The organism is Runella limosa DSM 17973 (assembly GCF_000482465.1).
In the GTDB taxonomy this organism is placed as follows: domain Bacteria; phylum Bacteroidota; class Bacteroidia; order Cytophagales; family Spirosomataceae; genus Runella; species Runella limosa.
In genome coordinates, this window is the sequence record NZ_KI519425.1 from 244,869 (window position 1) to 269,829 (window position 24,961).

Consider the following 24,961-nt stretch of genomic DNA (forward strand, 5'->3'; position numbering starts at 1 on the left):
GTTAGTGATGAGAACCTAAAAAAGCCTCTGCCCAAAGGATGTCTTCGGGCGTTGTGATTTTAATGTTTTCGTAGGCGCCGTCGATGAGGGTTACTTCACGACCCGCAAAGTTAAGAACGCTGGCACAGTCGGTGAAGAAAGGCTGTTCGGGAGCGTCAAATGCTGGTCGCATCCAATCGAGTCGGAAAGTTTGGGGCGTTTGAACGAGTTGGTAAGAAGCGCGTTCAGCTGATTGGTTGCTACCGTCTTCGGCCACAAATCGGAGAGAATCTTTGAGCGGAACGCTGGTTACGGCAGCGCCTTTTTCGGCGGCAACCTCAAACCCTTTGGCAATGATTTGGGGGGTAACAAACGGACGAACTCCGTCATGAACAGCGACGAGTCCTTCTTTTGTGCTGATGCGTTGAAGTCCGTTTTTAACCGATTGGAAGCGGGTGCCACCGCCAGTAACGGTGACAATCGGAGGGTAAAATTCGTGCTTGTCGCAGAGCGCGTACCAAGCTTTCATTTCGCTAGCTGGGAGAACCAGAATGAGCTGCAAAGAGAAATCATACGAAAGAAATTTCTCAATGGTGTGCATTAAAATGGGTTTTCCGCCAATTTCAATAAATTGCTTTGGCATCTTTTTCCCCATGCGTGTTCCGCTTCCCCCAGCGACGATAATGGCAAATTTTGTCATTTGCTTAGATGATCAGCATGGCATCACCGTAGCTGAAAAATTTGTATTTTTCTTTGATGGCGATATCGTAAGCTTCCATGATTAGCTCATGCCCACCAAATGCGCAAGTCATCATCAATAGAATGGACTCAGGCAAGTGGAAGTTGGTCAATAGCGCGTTTGAAATCTTGAAGTCATAAGGAGGGAAAATAAACTTATCCGTCCATCCTACAAATGGCTTAACGCGGTTGTTGGCTGATACCGAAGATTCAAGCGCTTTGAGAGAGGTGGTACCAATGGCACATACCATCTTCTTGTTGTCCAATGCGTTGTTGATAATCACCGTGCTAGGCTCAGGAATGGCATAGTTTTCTGAGTCAGTTTTGTGCTTGGTCAAATCTTCTACATCCACTTGGCGGAAAGTGCCCACGCCCACGTGTAAAGTGATAGGAGCAAAATTAATCCCCTTGATTTCCATGCGGCGCTGAATCACCTTTGTAAAGTGCATTCCAGCGGTAGGGGCAGCTACGGCACCTACGTGTTGGGCAAAGATGGTTTGATAACGCTCGCGGTCGGCATCTTCTACCTTGCGCTTGATGTCGCGCGGTAGGGGAGTTTCACCTAGTTCGTCGATGGCGCGCATGAGCTCGTCGTGATTTCCATCATACAAGAAACGAATTGTACGGCCGCGCGAAGTAGTGTTGTCAATGACTTCTGCTACCAAATCGCTATCGCCAAAATACAATTTGTTTCCTACCCGAATCTTACGCGCAGGATCCACCAATACGTCCCAAAGGCGCATTTCTCGGTTAAGCTCACGCAACAGAAATACCTCGATTTTAGCACCTGTTTTTTCCTTCTGTCCGTACAAACGAGCAGGGAAAACTTTGGTATCGTTGACAACCATCACGTCGCCTTCGCTGAAGTAATCTATAATTTCGGAAAATTTCTTATGTTCAATTTTCTTAGTTTGACGATTTACCACCATTAAGCGGGAGTCGCCACGATCGGCTGGATAGAGAGCAACAAGGCTCTGAGGAAGGTCAAACTTGAACTCGGACAGTTTCATATATCTTTCTTATCTAAAAGACACCTCAAAAAATTAAGACCGCAAAAGTACTAATAAATAAGCGATTTTCAGTTACTTTGGTGCTTTTTTTTAGATACACCCCTTCCCCAGATGTTTTATGGATTGACTTGGCACTTTAAGGAACGAGTGTCAACGGAAAAGTAACGTTGGCGTCGTCGCTACCAGGGGTAGCTGTTCCATCTTTTACGGGTTGGCCATTGACTGGTGGTTGGTGGCGGAGTTGTACTTTGATTGTGCCCGTACTGGCTGCGCCCGTTACTAGCGTACCTGCCAATCCAATTGGGAAGTTACGGCTGTCTTTGTCGGTAGCAGTATAGGTAAATAAGCTAGATGCACTTGGAGTAACGACTACCAAATGCTCGTCGGCTTCACGCAGAATTTCACTGGTTTTATTTTCAGCAGGAGTTTTACTTTCGTCCAAGAACTCCACTTCAAGTTTGTAAGTGCGGCTTGGGCGCAGAGAAATGGAGCTAATCGTAGGGGCAGCTCCGCCGTCGCCGTCCAAATCTTTCCACTCAAAAGTTTGGGTTGTGGTTGTGCCATTTTCGGTAAATTTCAACCGTACTGTGGTAATTAACTCGTTTTCGTCCTCGGGGGCGGGGTCTTCTTTTTTGCAACTTCCAAGGGTTAAAACTAATCCTAACAGAATGATGAGTCGGGTGTGAAAAAGTGACATAGTTTGATGGGTATGTTTAATGAAAAATTATAAGACTGGAAATGGATCAAAAAAACGTTCGCTGGCTTCCATTTTCTTGATTTCGGCTTCCGTACAAAGACATGCAATGAGTTCTCGCTCAATGGCTTTTGGGTTTAAATCTTGTCCAATAATAACCAGTTCGTTTTGTCGGTCGCCAAAGCGTTTGTCCCATTTGCTTTCGATGAGCTTTTGATTTGAAACGTAAGCTGAATACCGAATCCGCTGGTTAAAAGGCATGCTACACCACCAAACTCCCGCGCTTTCGGCGCGGAGAGAGCCGCCTGCTTGGCTCCAGTTGATGGCTTCGTCGGGGCGAGAGGCTAGCCAAAAAAGCCCTTTGCTGCGGATGATGCCTGCGTGCCAATGGTTGGAAAGGTAATTCCAAAAACGCTCAGGATGGAAAGGACGTTTGTCTCGAAATACAAATGAACTGATACCATACTCTTCGGTTTCGGGGGTGTGGCCTTTGCCCGATGCAGTGTTTTGTAACTCTTGAATCCAGCCTGCCGATTGCTCGGCTTTGTCGTAGTCAAAAAGGCCCGTGTTCAGAATCGTGGAAGGAGGTACTTTGCCAAAAGTCGTTGGAACGATTTTCGCAACGGGGTTCAAGGACTTGATGATGGCGGTCAACTCTTCTAGTTGTAGTTTGGTGACCAAATCCGTTTTGTTCAATAAAATGATGTCGGCAAACTCGATTTGGTCGGTCAACAAGTTGACAATCGTCCGATAATCTTGTGGGTCTTCACTGAGTTGGCGTGTTTGAAGTGTATCCACCGAACCAAAGTCTTTGGCAAAATTGAAGGCATCCACCACCGTGACCATGCTGTCGATTTGTGCCCATTGCGACAAATCAATGCCGTTTTCTTCGTCCACAAACGTGAAAGTTTGCGCCACGGGAACAGGCTCAGAAATCCCTGTACTTTCAATAAGCAGGTAGTCAAAACGGTTTTCTTTGGCCAGTCGCTCTACTTCTATCATCAAATCTTCCCTGAGCGTGCAACAAATACAGCCATTCGACATTTCAACGAGTTTTTCTTCGGTGCGCGAAAGGGTATTTTCTCGCGCTACAAGCTGTGCGTCAATGTTGACCTCACTCATGTCGTTCACAATGACCGCTACTTTAAGTCCTTCTTTGTTGTGAAGTACGTGGTTGAGTAGGGTGGTTTTACCTGCCCCCAAAAAACCTGACAGCACGGTTACGGGCAACTTTTTCTGTATCATTAATGAGAGTTTTTGCAATAATGTTGCAAATGTAGTCAAAGTTTTATTTGCATCAATGTTGCAATTAACTTTTGGGCAGAATTTTTTGCGAAGGAATCAAAACGTATAGCGAAGTTTCAAGGAGACATTGCGTCCTTGTTCGGTTGCAAAGTAGCGAAAGCGGTTGAGGTAATCGCGGTAGGAAGTATTGAGGGCGTTTTGAACCGAAAAAGTCCAATGTAACTGCGACGATTCTTTGCGCGAAAGCACGCCACCGACGTTGATATTCCATAAATGATAAGCCGACGGTGTGTCCATAAAATCACTGTTAGGCGGTACACGGCGCTGTTTGTCCACCCAAAGGTGACTGAGCATCACATAGGTATCTTTGGAAGAAAACACTTTACCAATGCTCCAACGCAGTTCGTTTTCGATGCGATTGGCGGGAATAAATACCAAATATCCCTGCTCGCGGCGGTCGTAAGCGCGCAAATAAGAGAGTTTTAAGTTATGGGAAAAATGTTGTGGGATGACATCCCACTGCGTATCAAGATCAAAACCCGTAAAAGTAGCGTCGGTCTGGGTGTATTTAAAATAAGGAAATGCGCCACGGATGGTCAGAATGGGTTCGGGTTGGGGTTTAAGGTAAATAAAATCCGAAATTTGGTTGTGATACATTCCCAATTCTCCCTTAAAACGTTGGCTGGTGTATTCCACACTTCCGATGAGGTTGTAAGCCACTTCGGGGCGCAGGGTTTCGTCGCCTTCTTCGTACGAAGCTGCTCCGTGATGAACGCCTTTGCTGTACAATTCATTGGGTGTAGGTGGGCGCCAAGCTGTTCCAAAATTGGCCCGAAACGACAACTTTTCGTTAGGGGTATGAACTACGCCAACTGTACCCGAACCATTATTAAATGAGTGATGGCGTGGGTCAGGAGTAGTGCCAATAAAACGAAAAACATCCAATTGACGCCAATCAAAACGAGCGCCAGCTTCCAACTCCCAATGTTGAAATACCCAACGTTCTAGCCCAAAAATGCCGATATTGGTTTGCTCAAAATCAGGAATCAGTGGTCGTCCGTCCGTAAAATTGTACTGATACAGTCCACTTAGCCCAAGTTGTCCACTCATTTTACCGTTGCCAAGTGGCTTATGGTCAAGCACAAGGTCGCTGGTAAGGGTAGTGATACGGAATAGTAGCGCGGGGGTAGTGGCCGCTTGCGGGCCGTGCAAGTCATACTCGGCCCGACGGTTAAATTGCCGCCCGACGGTCCAGCTAAGTCGGTTGCCGTTAAAATTATAAAATGCTTTTCCTTTGAGAAGGTTATGGAGAATGAGCTGGTTGGGGCGTTCGATGTTGCGGGTAAAGCCCGTTTTGATAAATGGTTCGCCGTTTTTGATGACGTTTAATAAATCGGAAGTGCTCCCAATGTGCGAGCCCGAAAAAATACCAATGTTATTCTGAAATTGGCTAAAAAATGCTTCAACACCCACGCGGCTGGTTCGGTAGCCTGTTGTGACCGAAAAATTGTTTTCTCGCACGCCCGTGTTGGCCATAAAATAGTCGGGAGTGCGGATATTGCCACCGTTTTTGAGCGTGCCTTGAATGCGCCACGCCCAGCCTTTCCACTGAGGGTAGCCTCCTTGCAATGTGCCTGATACAACCCCAATGCGGCCGTTAGAAAACGCAGCAGCATTCACTTCGCCACTCAGTCGTGGGCTTTTTGGAAGCTCGTCGGGCTCAACCAAAATAACACCCGCAATGGCGTCAGAGCCGTAGCGAACGCCCGCTGCGCCTTTGACGACGGTTAGGCGTTTGGCAATAAATGGGTCGATTTCGGGGGCGTGTTCTGAGCCCCATTGTTGGCCTTCTTGGCGAATGCCGTTGTTCATAATGACGACCCGATTGCTGTGCAGGCCGTGAATAACGGGCTTGCTAATCGACGCCCCTGTTTGCAGGGTTGTGACGCCCGATATTTTTTTGAGTGCATCGCCCAAGGTTTCACCACGGGTGAGGTCGAGGGCTTGACCTTCCAAGAGGCTGCTTTTTTGGGAAAGAGGTGTTTGGATGCGTCGTGCCACAATCTCGACGTCTTGAAGATGAACTTCATCTTCGCTCAAGTTCAGGTCTTCTTCGGCGCTGTGCTCAAGGACAATGGAAGTTTTAATGACTTTGTACCCAACGATTCGGCATTCGAGGGTATATTTCCCTTGGCAAATTTGGTCGATTTTGTAACGACCCGAGGTGTCTGTTGTGGCAAAAAAGGAAGTTCCTTCGATGCGTAAAATAGCCCCAACGATGGGTTGACGGGTTTCACGGTCTTTGACCACTCCTTTGATGAGACAGTGGCAATCTTTCGTGGTTTGAGTGTAAGCGGAGTGAAACAACAAAAAAAGAACCCATCCAGCGAAGAATTGAGGCTGCCAACGGCGTTTTGTGCGCGTCGGACGCAGTGGGAACATCGGAAAAGGAGGAAGTTCTTTTTTATTCATTTTGGACAAAAGTACTTCATCTGCAACGAAGTTGCAACTATAAAAAGTTCACTAAAAAACCTGTTGGCGAAATTCTTTCTAAAAAGAAGTTCCAACAGGTTTTAGCTTATTTTTCAGACTCTTCGGTGGTGTCAGCGTCTTTGGGGCGTTCGTAAATGAGTTTGCCCTTGTCGTCCCATTCGTTGAGAACCACTGCCTCGCCGTCTTCGTACCAGTAGCGAGGGTAGCGGGTCACTTTTTTGCGTTGACGACGGTATTGGTAGTACTCATTCCACGTTCCGACGGGGAAGTCGTTGTCGTATTGGCCTTTGACCATGAGCTGACCTCCGTCATAAAACATGAGATAATCGCCTTTGCGTTTACCAAACTGAACTGGAATTACTTCCCGCACTTTGGTGTGGGCCGAATCATAATAGGTCACCCTCGACTCGGCAGGAAAGCCATGTTTCCATTTACTTTTGTCCAACAATTTATAATCGCCGTCGTAACTTTCCCAACGCCCATCTTTGGTGCCAATGTAATAATTGCCTTCTTCGACCAAATTGCCCGACACGTAGCGTTTGTATGGGCCGTGCAAAATCAGCGCCGCTTCCTTGTCTTTCATCACAGATTTAGTAATGATACGGTTGCGGTTATCGTACCAATACACATCTAGCCCATCGTAGGTGCGGGGTTGGCGGTACTCTTTCAAAACGTGAAATTCGATCTGGGTAATGCGGTCGCCACTCCCCGTGCTAGAAGTCATGCGGTTGATGGCGAGCCCTTCGTAATCGGTATGGTATTTTTTCTTTTTCTGTCTGCGTGCCTTTTCTTTTTTCTTAATATCCTTGATTTTGAGGCCAAGGTCGGGCAGCGTTTCACTGAAAAACTCTTTAGCATCTGACGGTTTGACGGATTTTCCTCCGACAGTGGCACCAACCCCAAGGTTAGGCGTGGCAATGCCTGCTTTTTGGAGCATGCTATCGGCCTGCGCCTTTCGTTCTTTAAGTTGTTGCGATTTGGTTTTACTCGACGAAGGGTTTTGCTCTTGTGCAGCAGCCGTAAATGCCAAACAAAGTGTAACAAATGCAGGAACAAAGCGGAAAGAGGACATACTCGAATGCAAAAACATGGTAATTCTACGTGTTTGATACGAAACTAACGAATCATTTGCCAAAATTATACCAAATTTTAAAACGTTGCGCCGTTGATTTTGTTGTGTGTCCAATTATTCCTCTTGTTTCTGACGTTATGCTTTTAAAATGCGAATCACTTTTTGTCCTGCGTCGCATTTCATTGCACACAAATAAGGGCCTGGCATCCAGTAACTTCCTTCAACAATTTCTGAATATACCCCCGCGGCCATGTTGCCTTCTTTGAGGGTGCCTACTTCACGCCCCATCATGTCGTACAGGCTGATTTTGACGTACATGTCTTTTTTGAGTGAGTACAAAAGGGTGGTGTAGGTCGTGAATGGGTTGGCTCCGCTTTGGTCAAACGTAAACTCTTGGTTGGTAGCCACGTATCCACTCGTCGATTGGCGGAAAATAGGAAGCGTTGAAAAAGTCTTTCCTCCCATGATGCCTTGTACCGTGCTTGTTTCGACGCCGAGGTGGTCTTGCAAAATACTGGCGTAAAGTTGCCGAAAATCGTACTCAAACTTGATGTCACCGTTGCCGTCGAGGTCGCCTAATGCGGGGTTTTTACCCAATACACCCCCGCGAACGCCTGACCCAATCACAAATAGCGGAGCCGCCGAGCCGTGGTCGGTACCCATGGTGCCATTTTGCGACACCCGTCGGCCAAACTCCGAAAATGTCATGACGACTACCTTGTCGGCCAAGCCGCGTTTTTCCAAATCTTTTTGGAAAGCTGCGACGGCGTCTGATACAGTTCGGAGCAGATTGGCGTGCGTCCCTGTGTTGGTGGCATTGGCCACTACTTGGTTGGCGTGGGTATCAAATCCCCCAATCGTCGTGAGATAGATAGGAGTTTGAAGCCCACCGCCAATAAGCTCGCCCACAATTTTGAGCTGACTCGCCAAGTTTGTCGTAGGGTAGGTGTAAAGATTTTTGAGGGACTTGTCCCACTTTTGTTTGATAATGCCCGAATAAGCCACCGATTGGGTTGCTACTTGCCGCATAAAACGGAGTTCATCGCCCGCAAGTGTCTCAGGAACAGGTTCATTGTCGATGGTAGTTCCTGTGACTAAGTTATAAAAATTGGTCGGGTTGCTAAACACCACACCCGTTGAACCTAAATCTGTTTGAATCAACAACGATTCCACCGAACCAAGCTGAATGGCCATGGGTTCTTCGGGAATTTGTAGGGGAAATCCTGGGTAAAGTTTGGTGAGGTAGCGCCCAATCCAGCCTTCGTCCCAAAACTCGGCTGCATCAGAACCAGTCAACCAAATATCGGTAGAGCGAAAGTGTGAACGGTTGGGATTGGCATAGCCTACATTCTGAACGAGGGTCAGTTTGCCTTTGTCGTATAAATCTTTGAAAGCCGCCATTGCAGGATTTAGCCCCATCTGACTTGTGAGGGGCAACACGTTTTCCTTTTTGATGGCAATGTTGGCGCGTTTGTTATAGTACAACGAGTTTTCGTAAGGAACGACGGTATTCAAGCCGTCGTTTCCACCTGCCAGCTGAACCAGTACCAAGATTTTTCCGTTGGTTGCTTCCATGTCGATGGAAAACGGATTATGGGCAAAAGCTTTGACAGACATTCCGCCCATTCCAAAAGCGACCCCACCCGACAAAAAGCTTAATTGCTGTAAGAATTCTTTCCGATTCATAAGTTATTTTCAGGATTGAAGGGGTTACGCAAATTGAAATTCGGGTAAGCGCATAATCGCTTTGAGTAATGCTTTGATTTGGTTTTCGGCGCCAGGGGTGCTGGTGGACCAGTTGGCGAGAATCGTACTGCCGAGTAAGATCGAAAGCAGCGACTGTTTTTTTGCCGCACTTACGGGAAACTGCAAAAAGAGCCCTACCATATCGTCCACCAACTTGGTGGCATCTTCCGACGTTTTGAACGTGCGGGCGTAGGAAACAGGCGTATTAATTTGTTTAAATTGGGTAGCTTTGGCATTACCCATGGTGTTGACGATATAATCGGAAAGGCTACCTCGGGTGACAAAAGTGGTTGAGCTGATCCAGTCGCGTTGCCCTACCCATCCTTGCACGTCTGGTGGGTAAAAAAGTTGCTGTTGAAGTGCTTGCGTTTGCGTGTAAATATAAGGCCAGTCATTGGTGGTATTTACTTGTCCACTGGTCAAATCAAAGGCTTTGAGCATTCCAATGGTGACTTCCATGGGGTTCTTGATTTTGGCACCTCGGTATTGAGGATTAAAAAACTCGTCGGAAGTGAGCATGAACTTTAGTACAGGACGTATTTCATAGTTACTTTTGCGAAACACCTCGGCCATTTGTTTGACAAAGGATTCGTTGGGTTTATAAAACACAAACTCTTTGAACAGCTTACGGCAGGCAAATTCGGCCGCTTCGGGTTTTTCGAGAATCAAGTCCACCACGTCGCCGTGTTTGTAGTTGCCCGTTTTTCCAAAAATTGTTTTATTGGTATTGGCAAAACGGTTTTGGGTAAATACGGCATTGAGCCCGTTTACTTGCCAACCCGTAAAAGCAAGCGCGGCTTGTTTGATGTCGTTTTCGGTATAATTTCCAACGCCAAGAGTAAACAGCTCCATGATTTCGCGGGCGTAGTTTTCGTTGGGGGTATTACCATTGCTCAAGCGACCATCCAGATAAATCAACATGGCAGGGTCGATGGAAACGTCTTTGGTAAGTTGCCGAAAATTGCCCCATGCCGAACGCCGAAATAAGTTGTTTTGGATGTACAAATGCTGCGGGTAGTTGACCTTATCTCGTGCCGAAACGAAGTGATTATGCCAGAAAAGTGTCATTTTTTCTCGCATATTTGTACCTTCCGATAGCATAAGGTCGTACCACCAGTACGTCATGGCGCGGTAGCGGTCGCTTTCGAGGGAGTTATTAACAGGCACTTCAGTAACCCATTCCCCAGGAGAGGCGGGAAGCGGTCGGTCGGCCAATAACTCCTTCTCAACAAAGTCGTTGAGCGTTGTATATGATAGTGCCTTGTCAAGGTCTTTGCGAGAATAACCAAACAGGCAGCGAGACAGCAGGTGTTTGGCGTTAGAAACATCCCACACTGGCATAGTAGATAGTGATTAAAGGGTACTTTGCTGGTAGCATTTTAGGTTAGACAAAGGTATATAAAAAAGGTTTAATCAGGGAGGTAACCCTTTTTTAGTAGCCCAATGAATCAATAAAAAACAAACCAAAAATAAGTAAGAATGCAAGTAGAAGTTTGTGCGTTTTCGGTAGAGTCGTGTTTGAATGCCCAGCAGGCGGGGGCGACCCGTATTGAACTGTGTGGCGGTTTGTACGAAGGAGGAACTACGCCCAGTTACGGGTTGATAAAAAGAGCCAGAGAAGTAACAACGCTTCAACTATACGTCATGATTCGCCCCAGAGGAGGGGATTTCTGTTACGATGACGAAGAGTTTTTAGTGATGAAACAAGACATCGAATTGGCCAAAGAATTAGGGGCAGATGGTGTCGTATTTGGGTTGCTTTTACCAACAGGCGAAGTGGATGAAATACGTACGGCCGAATTGGTCGCATTGGCGAAACCCTTGCAAGTAACTTTTCACCGTGCTTTTGACGTGGCCAAAGAACCATTTGAGGCATTAGAGGCAGTTATTCGGACGGGAGCAGTGCGTATTTTGACGTCGGGACAAGAAAATTCGGCTTTGGATGGCGCGGAGTTATTGACACAATTAGCCAAAAAAGCCGCAGGACGAATAGACTTAATGGCAGGAAGTGGAGTAAATGTTATAAATGCCGTGCGATTGGCGCAAACAGGCGTGCAAGCACTCCACCTAACGGGCAAAGCTGCTCGAAAAGGCCAAATGATTTATCAGAAGGAAGGGGTGAGCATGGCTTCCGTATTACCCACCGACGAGTACGAGATTATTTACAGTGATGCCCTCAAAATCAGGTCAGTAGTAGAAGCTGTGAATGATAAAAAAGACAATTATTAAATTTTTTTATTAATTTAAGTCGCTTATTATCTTACAAATAGATACCTTTGTCGCCGTAAACTACTCCTTCTTTTGACAAACATGATTACCGAACCTTTAATGATTCAAGCACAAGCCGCTGACAGCAATTTGTCAAACGGTATGGTAGGTCAGGCTATCACCTACGAAAAAATTCCGACTCAGATTTACGCCGATGCCAAAGATGCTTCGCGCGCCGTGGCGCAAGAAATCGCTGATTTGATTCGGGCCAAGCAGAAGGAAGGCAAAAATTGTGTGTTAGGCTTGGCGACGGGGTCGTCACCTAAAACGGTGTATGCCCAACTCATCAAAATGCACCGTGAAGAAGGATTGAGTTTCAAAAACGTAGTGTCGTTCAACTTGGATGAGTACTACCCCATGCAGCCCGATTCGATTCATAGCTACGTGCGTTTTATGCGCGAGCAATTGTTTGACCACGTGGACATTCCAAAGGAAAATTATTTTATCCCTGACGGAACGGTACCTTCGGCGCTTATCGCTGATTTTGCCCAGCGTTATGACAACAAAATGAACGCAATGGGTGGTATCGACTTCCAACTTCTTGGAATTGGAGGAAACGGCCACATTGGTTTTAACGAACCAGGGTCGTTGATCAACTCACGTACCCGTTTGATGACCCTCGATCATTCTACCCGCGCTGCGGCGGCCATGGAGTTTGGAGGGCTGCACCATGTACCGAAAAAAGCGATTACGATGGGGGTTTCGTCCATCATGAACGCCAAGCGAGTAGTGTTGTTGGCTTGGGGTGAGCGCAAAGCACCGATGATTAAGTCGTCGGTAGAAGGCCCTGTGAGTGAACTTGTACCTGCGTCGTACTTGCAAGCACACCCTAACGTGGCGTTTTTTGTAGATACGCGAGCGGCTTCAGAACTGACCCGAGTGAAATCACCGTGGTTGGTAGATACCGTTGAGTGGGACAATTCAATGATTAAGAAGGCGGTAACGCATCTTTCGTTGACCCTTCAAAAACCAATTTTGAAACTCACTACCAAAGATTACAATGACAATGGTATGAGCGATATGTTGGCTGCCCACGGTTCGGCATACGATATTAATATCAACGTTTTCAATCAGTTACAACATACCATCACAGGATGGCCAGGTGGTAAACCAAACGCCGATGATACGCACCGCCCTGAGCGCGCGCATCCTGCGAAAAAACGGGTGATTCTCTTCAGCCCGCACCCCGACGATGATATTATCTCGATGGGAGGGACTTTCCAGCGTTTGGTAGATCAGGGACACGAAGTTCACGTTGCGTACCAAACGTCAGGGAACATTGCCGTTGCTGACGATGAGGCGTTCCGCTTTATCGACTTTGTGGTGGATTACAACCAGAAATTCGGCATTGAAAGCCCCGCGGCGATGAAGATTTTTGAAGATGCAAAAGCGTTTTTGAAAACAAAAAAAGACAGCGAAATAGATACGCCAGAAGTACGTTATGTGAAAGGCATAATTCGTCGTGGAGAAGCAAAAGCAACTTGCCGTTTTGTCGGAACGGAGCATTTCCATTTCCTTGACATGCCGTTCTACGAAACAGGCACAGTACAGAAAAAGCCAATTGGCCCAGAGGATGTTAAAATCATTGCCGATTTGATTGAGGAAATTAAACCACATCAAATCTACGCAGCAGGCGACTTTGCCGACCCTCACGGAACCCACAAAGTATGTTGGGACGCTATTGAGGCGGCTTTGGGGCAATTGAAACACAAAAACTTCATGAAAGATTGCTGGGTATGGTTGTACCGTGGCGCTTGGGCGGAGTGGGATATTCACGAAATCGAAATGGCCGTACCAATGAGCCCCGACCAAGTGGTGAAAAAGCGGATGGGTATCTTCAAACACCAATCACAAAAAGACGGAGTGGTGTTCCAAGGCGAAGATTCGCGCGAGTTTTGGCAACGTGCGGAAGAACGCAACAGCGGAACCGCCAAACTCTACGACCAACTTGGCTTGGCCGAGTACGAGGCGATGGAAGCCTTTGTTCGTTGGCATTTCTAAACTAGCATATAGGTTTCCAAATCAATAATTTTTAAGCATCGGTCGGAGCATACTGGCCGATGCTTTTTTGTGTAAAATTCTATCTTTGTGTTATTAAACATCACGTATATGCGCACTGTTATTTTGCTACTTCTTTCCAATGTTTTTATGACAACGGCTTGGTATTGGCACCTCAAATACAAAGATACCGACTTGTGGAAGGTGATTGTTATCAGTTGGTTAATTGCATTTTTTGAGTATTGTATTGCCGTTCCTGCCAACCGAATAGGCTCGTACGAATTCAATGCTTTTGAGCTTAAAACCATACAGGAAGTCGTCAGTTTGGCAGTCTTTGTAGGGTTCGCCGTTTTTTACCTCAAAGAAGAACTTCGTTGGAACTATCTTGTGGGCTTTGCCTTGATTATACTTGCCGTATTCTTTATCTTTAAGAAGTGGTAATGCCTTCACGTGCAACAGTCGTTTTGAGATGTGCGTATAGGTTATTAAGACACGCAAAAAACGACGGCAATGAGGAAAATTCTATGGGTATTAGGGTTTTGGTGGGGGAGTTGGCTGTGGAGCTATGGTCAGGTAGATTGTGGAAATATCGGTTTTGAGACGGGAACAACCCAAGGCTGGACATTGACCAATGGAAACATTGGCCTTGCAGGCATTCAGCTTATTTATCTAAATGAAGTTGTAGGTACGTACGACAATGGCCACCTGATTACCAAACGAAGCGATGGCAATGACCCCAACGTTACACGTGAAGTTTTGCCAATGGTAGCTCCTGGAAGCCAATATTCTATTCGGATTGGTAACGGCACAGCTAACCGTGGGTCGAAATTTGACCGAATTAAAACCACCTTCATTGTTTCACCCGATAATACCCTCTTCCAGTATCAATTTGCGGTGGTTCTTAACAAAGACAGGGACGATACCCACCTGTCCCACCAAAAACCTGGCTTTAGTTTGCTGATTTATGATGAAAATAAAACGCCGATTGCGTGTAGCTATTACGATGTGCAACTAACTAGAGCAGGGGTAGTTGCGGGATTTAAAGTAGAGAGCACCACGGTAGAATACCGCCCTTGGACAACGGGAGCGATTGACCTTCGTAACTATATTGGGCGGAAACTGACGGTTGAGGTAACCGCTCACGGGTGTACACAACGAGGCCACTACGGCTATGCTTATTTTGATGCGCAGTGTTTGAAGGCTGAAATTAAGCCTAGCTCAATTTGTCCCGATGCCAGCGGTTATCTGACCTTGGTGGCGCCCGATGGCTTTGCCTCCTACAAATGGAACACGGGGGAAACAGGCACGAGTATTAAAATTAAGCCCAAGATAGGCGATAAGTACTTCGTGAAAGTGGTAGCGCCGTCGAGCTTGGACGAATCCTGTGAGTTGCAGTTGGATTATACTGTCAAGCACCAAAAATCTGATACAACCATTACCAAGACCATTTGCGAAGGAGAAAGCTTCACCGTAGGAGCCACGGCTTATCGAACCTCAGGAAAGTACGTTACAAAAATAGACCGTGGGGAAAGTTGCGATAGCACAGTCACGCTCAATCTTACGGTCAAACCGTTGGTACGCCACTCCCAAAAAATAACGATTTGCGAGGGTCAAACCCTGACTGTAGGAACCGCTAAATATACCACTCCTGGGATTTACACCACCACCATCTCGCGTCCTTCGCTTTGTGACAGTATTGTTACGACGACGTTGGTGGTGGATAAAATAGAACTTTCTGTACAACCCACCGAAGTAGTAGTGGCGGAAGGAGATAGCGCACAGCTACGCGCAACGCTCGTTTCGACCTTTGCCAATGCCAACTATACTTACCGCTGGGAGCCCGAACGAGGGCTTTCGTGTCCTACTTGCGCCGTAACTTGGGCTTATCCAGAAATGACCACAAAATATAAATTGACGGTCACGAATGCGGACAAAACTTGTCAAAAAGTGGCTGAGGCACACGTCAAAATTATTCAGTGTGGGGTTTATACGCCCGATATTTTTTCGCCCAACGATGACCAACAAAACGACGTGTTTTTTGTGCAGGGGGGCGATTGCGTCAAACAAATCAAAGAAATGACGATTTATAGTCGTTGGGGAGAAGTCATCTTTCACCAAGCCAATGTTCCCATTTCCCAGCCTGCCTATGGTTGGGATGGTAAGTACCTAGGGCAATTGCTAGGAGTAGGTACGTTTCCTTACCGAATCACGATTGAGTTTACCGACCCCGAACTGAACCCCTACACTTTTACGGGTGTTGTGATGTTGATGAAGTAAAGATAGGCTACTACTCGAATCGACCCACGCGTCTTGCAAACAATCGGTTCGGCCTGTACTTCGGCTTCCGTTGAACCTTCGCACGTACTGATTTAAAAAACGAGTGGTTTGAGTTTGTTGCTAAGTTTACCGATGGGAAGTTGGTTGAGATTTTCCGAAACAAGAACAAAAGATACCACGGCAATCGAAGTGCGTTAACTTGATTTGCCACTCAGTAAGCGCTTGAGTTCTTCTGAATTGACAATTAGGTTTGTCATTTAAGTTCCTGCACTATTGTAATGAGTTCTTTCAATTCTTTATCATTTAGGCTTGAACGTTCTGATTTATCATAAATAGAAAGTAAATACAGCTCATTCTCATTAATATATACGCAAGTAATAACCCTTGCCCCACCTGATTTTCCTTTGTTTTTGCTGCTTATTGAGAGCCGTATTTTATAGCAACCATCACCCAGTGAGGTTCCCTGCAAGGGCTGGTCTTTAAGACGTTCAATGAGGTTCAAAAGCTCGCCTTTAAGTGAAGGAAATTTTTTAATGAGCCTTTTGGCTTGCCTTTGAAAAGGCGAAATAGGTATTATCTCAAAGCTCATTTAAAAAATCGGTTAGACTTGGCTTGGGCAGTTTTCCCTCACGTATCAGTTTTATTTCTTCAAATGCTTCAAGCAGTTCTTCGCGGTGTAATTGCTTTGATGTATCGGGCAAATCCAACTTTTTTCGGATGCTTTCCCACTCTTCAATCGGGATAAATACCCCTGTAATATGCCCCGTATGGTCTGATAGGTACTGCAAGTTCATGGCTCAGGCGTTTTAAGAATAATTAGTTTATATTACGAAGATACAAAAAGCCGATTTTTTCACCAAACCTCTCCCTTTGGTCTCCCTGTAAGCGTCTGAATTCATTGCGGGAAAGGAGTCATACGTTAAAAACGCATTTTTCAGAGGTTCGCCCCGAATGCTTATGGGACGCAAACCAATCATCCAACAGCCCCAGCGGGGCGAAAAAAAGAGCCATTCTCCCCGTCCAAGAAGCCCCGTAGGGGTGGCATGAGGCTCGCTAATTTATCACACTGCAAGCAAGTGCCTGAAATCGTTGTGGGAAAGGTGTCAGGCGTTAAAAACGCATCTTTCATGTGTTGGCGACAAAGGCTTTTAGGCTAACCACAAACCAGCTTGGCCAGCCCCAGGCGGGGCGAAATCTTAGTAGAAGAGCAGTAATTACCCCTACCCATAAAGCCCCGTAGGAGTGAGATAGAACCTTTCTAAGCGTTTGAAGCTAAGGCCTAGCTAGTAATTTTTTCAGCAGTTGCATGGTTTGAGGGTGGTTTAAAATGCTAGCATGGGTCGAATTAGGAATGACTAAATGCTGGTCATGGTCGCTGAGGACGGAATTTAACTGATAAGCTGTACTGTGAGGATTGTCAGTACTAACGACGATAACTTGACTTGGTGCTTTCTGAACATCTTGGTCAGTGAGAAAAGTAAAGCCATTCACCGAGGGAAAGGGGTAATACAATATATCTGTAAAGCGGTCACTAAAATCACCACCTGCTGACGAAGGGTCAATTAGAAAGGTAAATTTGGGGCGATTGGTTGAGGCTAAATGGGCTGCTATCCTACCTCCTAAAGAATAGCCGCAGACTACAATACGGTCTTCACGATACCTGAGTTTCAAGGAATCGTAAACAGTTTGAGCATCGCTGTAAAAATTAGCTATGCTAATTGCACCTTTACTTTTTCCATGTTGGCGATAATCCGTAATCAGTACGTCATATCCGTATTGAAGAAAACGAGGAGCAATTAGCCCCCAGTTTGCTAAGGTTCCCCCTCCCCCTTTCCAAAAACAAATCACGCCTTTAGCCCTGGGGGCTTTAAACAACAAGGCATTCAGCAAGCCTCCTTGTGGGGTTTTTATCATAAGCTCTTCCATTGGCTCGTTGAAGCTGAATTTAAAGTCACTCGGTAGCGATGTGGAACGATACTGCTTGGTTTGCTGATCTTTGATGCTATAGAGAAATAAGTAAATACCGATATAAGCGAACAAAATGATTGGTAGGCTAATAATGAGCCACTTAGTCCAACTTTTTCTAATGATCATAAGGAATAAAGTGAGAGGCGTTATTCCCCACAAAAAAAGCCGTGAAACTCACGGCTTTTTTTGTGGGATAAGACCAAATTATTTTTTGCCAGTTACCGCTTTGGCAAATTTAATGAGCTCTGGGCCGTCCATGATGGCGCCTAGGTGCGTGGTAACTAATTTGCCGTTGCCATCCACAAAGAAAAGTGTAGGATAGCCTTCGATGGGGTAGCGGTTGGCCAATTGTGGCCCTTCGCCTATTTCCATATCTTTTTTCACGTTGATGAACGTCGCGTTGAAATAATCGCCGACGTCTTTGCGCGTAAACACATTTTTTTGCATCATTTTACAAGGGCCACACCAGCTTGCGTAGGCATCAAAAAAGATGATTTTTTTCTCTTTTTTAGCCTTTTCGAGCACTTTAGCCCAAGGCAAATCCACAAATTGAATGCCATCTGCTTTAGGGGCAGTGGTAGAAGGTGCAGGCGCAGATGGAGTGGTCGCTGCCATGCCTGTAAATAAAACAGCCGCTATGGCGAGAACAAAAATGAAACGTTGCATCGGTTTAGATAATTAGATTGTCAATTCGTTTGAGCATAAAACGCAAATTTCGTGCAAAATGGTTTGGTCAACCCATAAAACTTACCAAATCAATGAATAACGCACGGTACCGTTGAGCGGCAAAAGCAATTCTTGTTGTCCACCAACGTTGCGAACTACGGGTTTACTCTTAGGGTCTATTCGTACAAAATAACTTTGTCCATTTACTTCATAAAGCCCTTTTTCGAGCTGCGAAATACTATTGCCACTCACCAATCGTACGTAGCCGTTCGGGAGATTTCCATTGATAGTACGCGTTAAACCGCCATTATCGGGCGTAATTTCGTCTGTAATATCGGCATTATTGAGGCGATAAGTGGTGGTTGGTACACCGTCGGGCGATAAGCGATATCCTTTGTAGGTGAGCTGCGAGAGAGAATCGGGCCAAGCCGCATTCATATCGGTCAGCACGGCCCAATCTACCTGACCTTTTGTGGTCGTTGTTGTGCCCATTGGGTGTAAAATTTGCGGTTCGCCGCGTTCGTACCACATTTCGGTAACGTTGGCAAAAGGCCCTTTCCAAAACTGCAACAAAGAACCCCAATTGAGGTCTAACGTATAATGTACACCTTCGGGCGTGCCTACCGAAAGGCAGTGGGTGCGTTTGTTTTTTTCGCCTTGGCGTTGGATAAACGAACGTACCAGCTCGGCTTTACCTCCCGTCGCGGTTACTTCGATGGTCGGTATAGGCTGTGGTTCGGGTACCGACGACAATACGTGAAGTGGGTACGGACGAACGCCTTGGGTCGAAACCATCATGCCAAGCGCAGGGCGGCGCCAAGTAAATTTGTGGAAATCTAAGCGGAACGGATGCGAACCTTTGGTCAAATGTACGGTTGCGGGGACGTAGTTTTGTTGAAAATCATTCCATTGGTAAGGAAGTATTTGCTTGCCATCTATCTCCAACGAAGCATTCGACATATAGATAAGCTGAATCAGGTAGTCGCCTTCTTGGGCTACGTCCATGTTTCCTTCATAAACCAAATAAAAGCTGTTGTTGCCAACACCCCATTCTCTGGTCAGGATAGAGGTTGTATCTTTTTTGAGAATATTTTCACTTAACAATGCCTTTGGGCGGTCGTTTCCTGCTTTGTAAAGGGTGTAAGTGAGGTTTTTGAGGGTCAATGGGTGCGTATCGTTCAGCAATTGATAATACACATTTTTAAATGCCACATTGCCAGAGGTCACCTCTAACGAAATGCTTGATTGGGAAGAAGGAGCCGCACTTAAAAAAGTATTTTCTTGAATCACTGACCCGTTGAGGGTTAGTTTTTCTATTTGGGCTGCCGACGTTTTGGTAGGTCGTTTAAATTGAACCAATAATTGTTGCCAAAGTCCTGGTGCTTTACTAGCATTTTGAAGAGGCATTAGCCCTGCTATCGACCCACTTGCGCTACCATCGAGCTTGGGATTTTTCCAACTATCGCTCAGTTGGATGTCATAGCCACCTGGAAGTTTCACTACGGCACTTCCTGTGGGCGACAACATAAAATCAAGTTGTAGAACCACATCGCCTGCGCCTAATTCGGTGGTGGCTTTGGCCGCAGAACTGCCAACCAAAATCCCCGCCGCTTTGTCAGAAAGAGCGGTTGTTTTTACAACATCTTTTTTGTCGGGGTGCATTGTCACCGCCTGGGCTGACTTCCAGCTTCCTGTGAGTTGAAACGCTCCTCCTTCGTGGGTGGGGAGTTGGGTCATGCCATTTTTTTGGGCATGTACTGAAAAAGCAAAACCGACTGCCAAAAGAAGACAGCCGGCTTGATATGCAATGCGTATTTTCATAGTCAAAAGTGCTTCGGCTTACTTGTTTACCTTTTGCAAAGGTACGTTTGTTTCGACAAACAAACTCCGAAGTACTTAAATTCTACTGCACTTTTACGATTTTTCGTCGCGCTACGCGTCCATTTTGTTCTGCATTTAGGAAATAAACCCCTGGGGTAAGCGTCGTAAAGTCAACCTCGTCTCTGCTGGTGGCCGTTTGTTGCCGTAACAAAACGCGCCCATAGCCATCGGTGACGGTAATCGACGCAGGTGCACCTCCTTGGATTTCGATGGTACAACGCGTCTGAACTGGCACAGGATAGACGCTCAACCAATCACTTGATTGGTTTGGATTGACCGACAATAACGGGCTGACCGTCAAGGTAAGGCGTGAGGTCGCTGGCCCGTTTCCGCAACCGTTGCTAATCGAAACGATACGATAGAGGTTTGTTTTTTCAGGACGTACGGTAAACTCAAAAGGCGAGACAGTGGTTGAAAACGTGGTGTCTTTTTGGGCCAAGCTATCGCGGTAGGTTACGCGCCAAGGATTTTCACCCGTAAAGGCAATCGAAAGTTTTGCGCTTTCATTTTCGTAAATGTTCGCTGGCCCCGAAATGGTCGCCGTTGGCAATTCCCGCACCACAATTTGTACAGGGCTTACTTTCCCTTTTACCGTAAAGTTAGAAGCAACCCCAATCACCCGTACAAAGTATGTTCCTGCCGTGGCCGTGGCGGGTACTGTGGCCTTTAGTGGCGTACTTGAACCTTCCGTCGAAATGGTTTGGAAGCTGGCATCGTCGTTTGTCTTTGAGATTTGGACGCGGAACTGGGTATTTGACGGAAAGAAATCCGATGAAAAATAGGGGATATCGAACGTTTGAGCTGCACAAACGGTGGTAGCACTTGGATTACCAACGTCGATGGTGGCCACCCGTACATTGATGGTAGCACTTCCCGCTGGACTACCTTCACCGCAATTGTTGGTAATTTTTGTTACCGTAAAAATGGTAGATTCCAACGGACTCACGGTGATGTTGGTCGGGTTTTGAGACGACGTAAATGTTAATCCGTTGGACAAAGTATAAGTCCAAGGGCCTTGGCCCGTAAAGGCAATTGACAACGGTGCCGACTGGCCTTGGGTGATGGTGCCTTCGCCGCTAATGGTTGCACTTGGGAGTGGCTGAATGACAACTACTATTTCGGCACGTGGACTTTCACAGCCATTGGTGCCTGTTTGGGTCACATAAAAATTGTAAGTACCTGGCGTTTGTGTTGGTGGAATATTCGGTGTGCTCTGAGGAGTGCCACCTGTTTTGTTGGTATTGTACCATTTTAAGGCTGTTCCTGTGGCCGACAATGCCTGTGGCGTTGCGTTTTGACAAGTGACAATCGGTACTTGACTCACCGCAGGCAATGGCGTCGTGCGTACGTTTACCCGAATGTCGGTACGAGGGCCTCGACAGCCATCGCGTAGTTGTAACACCGAATAAGTTCCTTCAAAGCCTGTGTCGGTGGTGATGGTAGGAATAACCCCCGTTTCGCTGCTGTTAGGATAAATCCAAAGCAACGACTCGCCCGTTCCTTGCACTTTGGCATCCAACTGAATGGCAGGGTCAAACTGACAAAGAAGGTATTCTTGCTTTGTCACTTGTGCCGAAGGAGGCAGAGGTTTTACCACTACCTGTACTTGGCTACGCTGGCTTTCGCAGGTATATTGATTGGTCTGCGTAACGTAATAGCTGGTTGTGACGGAGTTATCGGTTGAGTTGTTGGTCGAAGGGGTAGGGGCTACGCCGCTTCCGCTGCCACCTGTGGCTTCGGTGTACCATTTGATGTTGCTTCCATTAGCGACCAAAGCAGTGGCGTTGGCGGTTGCACAATATACAACTGGTGACGCAGCGGTAGGATTGGCAGGAGTTGGGTTGACTACGAAAGCAAAAGTCGCTGTTTTTCCAGTACAAAGTGATGTTGCTGGCACCACACTAATGGTGGTTGAAACCACATTCTGCGAGTTATTTAAAGCGCTAAATCCAGCGGCGATATTGCCCGTTCCTGCTACGCCAAAACCAACGTTGGTAGGAGTTGACCAATTAAACGTCGTGCTAGGGGTAGCACTTGTAAATGCGATAGCGTTCCCTTTTTCTCCCGCACACAGCGCAATATCAGCAATGTTACTAGCAACTGGGCTTGGGTTTACTGTAATGATAAACGTTTTGGCCGTTCCTTCGCAGGTATTGGCCGTTGGAATCACGCTCACCGTAGCGGTTGTGGCAGAAACGATAGGGTTTGTTACTGTATAACTGGTGATATTGCCCGTGCCTGTTGTTCCAAATCCTACGTTAGCCGTGCTTGTCCAGGCGTAGGTGGTGCCTGAGGTAAGGCTTGAGAAAGCAATAGCAGGGGCGGTCACTGTTCCGCAATACGTCAAATTGCTGAGTGTCGTAACAACCGGCGTTGGGTTAGCAGTGACGGTGAAAGTTTTTGTTGGGCCAGTACAGGTAGCGGTTTTGGCCGTAACACTCACGGTGGAAATAATGGGTGCTACGCCCGCATTGGCCACCGTAAAAGCAGCGATATTGCCCGAACCTGATGTCCCAAATCCAACATTGGCCGAAGATGTCCACGTATAGGTACTTCCCGAAGTAGGACTCGTAAAAGCAATGGCGGCGCCTGGGGCAGTATTACAGTAGGCCACATTGTTTACGGTCGTAACCTTAGGCGAAGGGTTTACGGTGATGGTAAATGTTTTAGAGGCTCCTACGCAGGTATTGGCAGTAGGCGTAACGGTGATGTTGCCCAAAACGACACCGGCGCTATCAACAGTTGTAAAAGCCGCAATATTTCCTGTACCCGCTGTTCCGAAACCTACGTTGGAACTACTTGACCAAGCGTAAGTAGTTCCCGATGTGGAACTGGTAAACGGAATCGCACTCGCACCAGCATTGCCACAATAAATGGCATTCGCGACTGTGCCAACAACGGGCGTAGGATTGACAGTGATGGTGAAAGTCGAAGCTGGGCCTGTACATGTTCCTGTACTCGGTGTGACAGTGATGGTACTGATAACGGGGTTTGAGGTGGCGTTGGTAGCGGTATAAGCAGGAATATTACCCGTTCCCGAAACCCCAAAACCAATATTTACTGAACTTGACCAAGTGTAGGTCGTTCCTGTAACAGGGCTTGAAAACGTGATGGCCGAACCTGAAGCCGCATTACAATAGACGGCGTTGGTAATGGTGTTGACCGTTGGGGCAGGATTTACAGTAACAGTGAATGTTTTTGACGCTCCTGGACAAGCCCCAACACTAGGGGTAACCGTCACCGTTGCAACGACAGGAGTGGTGCTAGAACTGATGGTGGTGTAAGCTGGGATATTGCCTGTTCCTGACGTGCCAAAGCCCACGTTTGCCGTGCTTGTCCAACTGTATGTAGTACCTGCCACAGGGCTGGAGAAATTTATCCCTGCTACTGGGATTCCACCGCAGAAGGCGGCGTTGGCAACGGTATTGACGCTGGTCGTGGGATTGACAGTTACGCTAAAAGAAGTGCTGTTTCCTGTGCATCCTCCCACCGAAGGTGTTACCGTAACGGTAGCAACTTGAATACCTGCTCCCGCATTGATTGCCGTAAAAGCAGGAATATTTCCAGTACCTGAGGTGCCAAAACCGACGTTTACTGAGCTAGTCCATGCGAATGTTGCTCCCGCCGAGAAGCTTGCCAAGGCGATGGCGGCGTTGCTGTTTCCATTACAAGTAATCACATTTGAAATGGTGTTGACAGTGGGTTTGTGTTTAACCGTGACCGTAAAAGTCGTTGGATTGCCCGCACAACCGCCCACTCGTGGTGTAACAGTAATGGTGGCAGTGACGTCAGCGTTGCTATTGTTGTTGGCAATGAATGCAGGAATAGGCCCTGAGCCAGAAGTGCCAAAGCCAATATTGGCAGACGATGTCCAATCAAACGAGGCACCTGCCGAAGAACTGGTAAAGTTGATGGAAGGTGCTGATGTATCGTCGCAGTATGAAAGGTTTGAAATAGGATTGACGGTGGCATTGGTCGGGTTGACTGTCACGTTAAATGACTGCGCGGGCCCTGGGCATCCGTTGAGATTGGGAGTGACAGTGACGGTCGAAGTCACCGAAGACGTGCCTGGGTTGGTAGCGGTGAAAGCAGGGATAGAACCCGAACCCGAGTTTCCAAATCCTACGTTTGCCGAACTGGTCCAAGTGAAGGTAGTGCCAGCCGTTGGGCTGCTAAAATTGATACTTGCCCCCGCTGCTCCGTTACACAAATTGACCGACGAAATGCTGTTGACTGTCGCTACCGGGCGCACAGTTACATCAAACGAAGAGGCTAATCCTACACATCCATTAACAGAAGGGACAACGCTGACATTGGCAGTGACGTTTGAAGTTCCATTGTTGACGGCGGTAAAGTTAGGGATATTTCCTGAACCCGATGTGCCAAAGCCAATGTTGGTGGAACTCGTCCAAAAGAACGTTGCACCAGCACTAGAGCTGTTAAAAGAAATGCCACTTACACCTGCTCCACTACAAGCGGTTACATTACTGACGGGGTTCACAGTGGCAACGGGGTTGACCGTAAATGACGCACTGCCTGCCGAAGTAGTCAGCCCTGAAGTGACGCGTATTTTGTAGCCTGAACCTGCACTTGTACCCACGGGGATGTTGGCCGAAATGGGACTAGTGTTGCCCGAGCCAATGACGTTGGGAGTAGCAGGGAAGACCCCCGCAGCGTCCGATAACTGTACCGAAAAAGTAGGAGTTCCTGCAAAGCCTGTTGCACTAAACGATACCCGTACTCCTTGGCCAGCGCAATAGCCACCCGCAGGGATGACACCCGACGTACTGGTGACTATAACGGAGCTAATACTTTGAGCTGCACTCTCAAAAATTACCCCACAAACCAGCAAAGCGGCACAGCTTAGAAAAAGTAGTTTTTTGAACATAATCCGTTAATGTATTGATTTTGATAAAAACGCTTAAA

At 46.9% G+C, this 24,961-nt stretch carries 18 protein-coding genes; 4 read left to right on the forward strand and 14 right to left on the reverse strand.

All coding sequences use genetic code 11. The features are described from left to right. Position 1 precedes the first annotated feature (1 nt). The 8 genes from K339_RS0124220 to K339_RS0124255 all read right to left on the reverse strand — a co-directional run bounded on the left by K339_RS0124220 (position 2) and on the right by K339_RS0124255 (position 10,318). Positions 2 to 679 carry a 2-C-methyl-D-erythritol 4-phosphate cytidylyltransferase gene (locus K339_RS0124220; protein ID WP_028525921.1) on the reverse strand — a complete coding sequence of 226 codons (678 nt, stop codon included), beginning with the start codon at positions 677 to 679 and terminating at the stop codon, positions 2 to 4. Positions 680 to 683: 4 nt separating this feature from the next. Continuing rightward, positions 684 to 1,727 carry a tRNA preQ1(34) S-adenosylmethionine ribosyltransferase-isomerase QueA gene (gene queA / locus K339_RS0124225; RefSeq protein ID WP_028525922.1) on the reverse strand — a complete coding sequence of 348 codons (1,044 nt, stop codon included), beginning with the start codon at positions 1,725 to 1,727 and terminating at the stop codon, positions 684 to 686. Positions 1,728 to 1,863: 136 nt separating this feature from the next. Continuing rightward, on the reverse strand, positions 1,864 to 2,424 hold the full coding sequence (locus K339_RS0124230) for a hypothetical protein (protein WP_028525923.1): 561 nt from the start codon (positions 2,422 to 2,424) through the stop codon (positions 1,864 to 1,866). A gap of 27 nt (positions 2,425 to 2,451) precedes the next feature. Then, positions 2,452 to 3,666, reverse strand: coding sequence for a GTP-binding protein (locus tag K339_RS0124235; RefSeq protein WP_037301793.1), 1,215 nt, complete (start codon positions 3,664 to 3,666; stop codon positions 2,452 to 2,454). A gap of 96 nt (positions 3,667 to 3,762) precedes the next feature. Beyond that, positions 3,763 to 6,138: a TonB-dependent receptor gene (locus tag K339_RS0124240; RefSeq protein ID WP_229598807.1), complete on the reverse strand. Its 2,376-nt coding sequence runs from the start codon at positions 6,136 to 6,138 to the stop codon at positions 3,763 to 3,765. A gap of 106 nt (positions 6,139 to 6,244) precedes the next feature. Continuing rightward, positions 6,245 to 7,249, reverse strand: a complete 1,005-nt coding sequence (locus tag K339_RS0124245; RefSeq protein WP_229598808.1) for a toxin-antitoxin system YwqK family antitoxin — start codon at positions 7,247 to 7,249, stop codon at positions 6,245 to 6,247. 117 nt (positions 7,250 to 7,366) lie between these two features. Then, a complete protein-coding gene (locus K339_RS0124250) occupies positions 7,367 to 8,917 on the reverse strand; it encodes a DUF1501 domain-containing protein (RefSeq protein ID WP_028525927.1) in 1,551 nt (516 codons plus the stop codon). A 24-nt stretch (positions 8,918 to 8,941) separates the two neighbouring features. Continuing rightward, a complete protein-coding gene (locus tag K339_RS0124255; RefSeq protein WP_028525928.1) occupies positions 8,942 to 10,318 on the reverse strand; it encodes a DUF1800 domain-containing protein in 1,377 nt (458 codons plus the stop codon). A gap of 138 nt (positions 10,319 to 10,456) precedes the next feature. On the opposite strand from K339_RS0124255, the gene K339_RS0124260 reads away from it, so the two are divergent. From K339_RS0124260 to K339_RS0124275, 4 genes are all read left to right on the forward strand, one after another. Beyond that, positions 10,457 to 11,206 (forward strand): copper homeostasis protein CutC, encoded by a 750-nt coding sequence (locus K339_RS0124260; protein ID WP_028525929.1) that lies wholly within the window; start codon positions 10,457 to 10,459, stop codon positions 11,204 to 11,206. Positions 11,207 to 11,305: 99 nt separating this feature from the next. Beyond that, a complete protein-coding gene (nagB, locus tag K339_RS0124265; protein ID WP_374754678.1) occupies positions 11,306 to 13,246 on the forward strand; it encodes a glucosamine-6-phosphate deaminase in 1,941 nt (646 codons plus the stop codon). Positions 13,247 to 13,354: 108 nt separating this feature from the next. Then, the gene (locus tag K339_RS0124270; protein WP_028525931.1) at positions 13,355 to 13,684 is read left to right on the forward strand and encodes a DMT family protein; all 330 of its coding nucleotides are present in this window, start codon (positions 13,355 to 13,357) and stop codon (positions 13,682 to 13,684) included. A gap of 69 nt (positions 13,685 to 13,753) precedes the next feature. Beyond that, entirely contained in the window at positions 13,754 to 15,520 is a 1,767-nt protein-coding gene (locus K339_RS0124275) for a T9SS type B sorting domain-containing protein (RefSeq protein WP_028525932.1), read from the forward strand. Positions 15,521 to 15,773: 253 nt separating this feature from the next. Here the strand turns inward: K339_RS0124275 and K339_RS0124280 are convergent, their stop codons facing one another. From K339_RS0124280 to K339_RS0124315, 6 genes are all read right to left on the reverse strand, one after another. After that, a complete protein-coding gene (locus K339_RS0124280) occupies positions 15,774 to 16,109 on the reverse strand; it encodes a type II toxin-antitoxin system RelE/ParE family toxin (RefSeq protein ID WP_028525933.1) in 336 nt (111 codons plus the stop codon). Further along, entirely contained in the window at positions 16,099 to 16,314 is a 216-nt protein-coding gene (locus K339_RS0124285) for a hypothetical protein (protein ID WP_028525934.1), read from the reverse strand. Before K339_RS0124285 ends, K339_RS0124280 begins: the two co-directional genes overlap by 11 nt. Before the next feature lie 478 nt (positions 16,315 to 16,792). Further along, positions 16,793 to 17,614, reverse strand: a complete 822-nt coding sequence (locus K339_RS0124300; RefSeq protein WP_028525935.1) for an alpha/beta hydrolase — start codon at positions 17,612 to 17,614, stop codon at positions 16,793 to 16,795. A 78-nt stretch (positions 17,615 to 17,692) separates the two neighbouring features. Continuing rightward, a complete protein-coding gene (locus K339_RS0124305; protein WP_028525936.1) occupies positions 17,693 to 18,154 on the reverse strand; it encodes a thioredoxin family protein in 462 nt (153 codons plus the stop codon). 81 nt (positions 18,155 to 18,235) lie between these two features. Further along, positions 18,236 to 19,975 carry a 3-keto-alpha-glucoside-1,2-lyase-like domain-containing protein gene (locus K339_RS34655; protein WP_051398216.1) on the reverse strand — a complete coding sequence of 580 codons (1,740 nt, stop codon included), beginning with the start codon at positions 19,973 to 19,975 and terminating at the stop codon, positions 18,236 to 18,238. A gap of 82 nt (positions 19,976 to 20,057) precedes the next feature. After that, positions 20,058 to 24,923 carry a beta strand repeat-containing protein gene (locus tag K339_RS0124315; RefSeq protein WP_028525937.1) on the reverse strand — a complete coding sequence of 1,622 codons (4,866 nt, stop codon included), beginning with the start codon at positions 24,921 to 24,923 and terminating at the stop codon, positions 20,058 to 20,060. Positions 24,924 to 24,961: the final 38 nt, after the last annotated feature.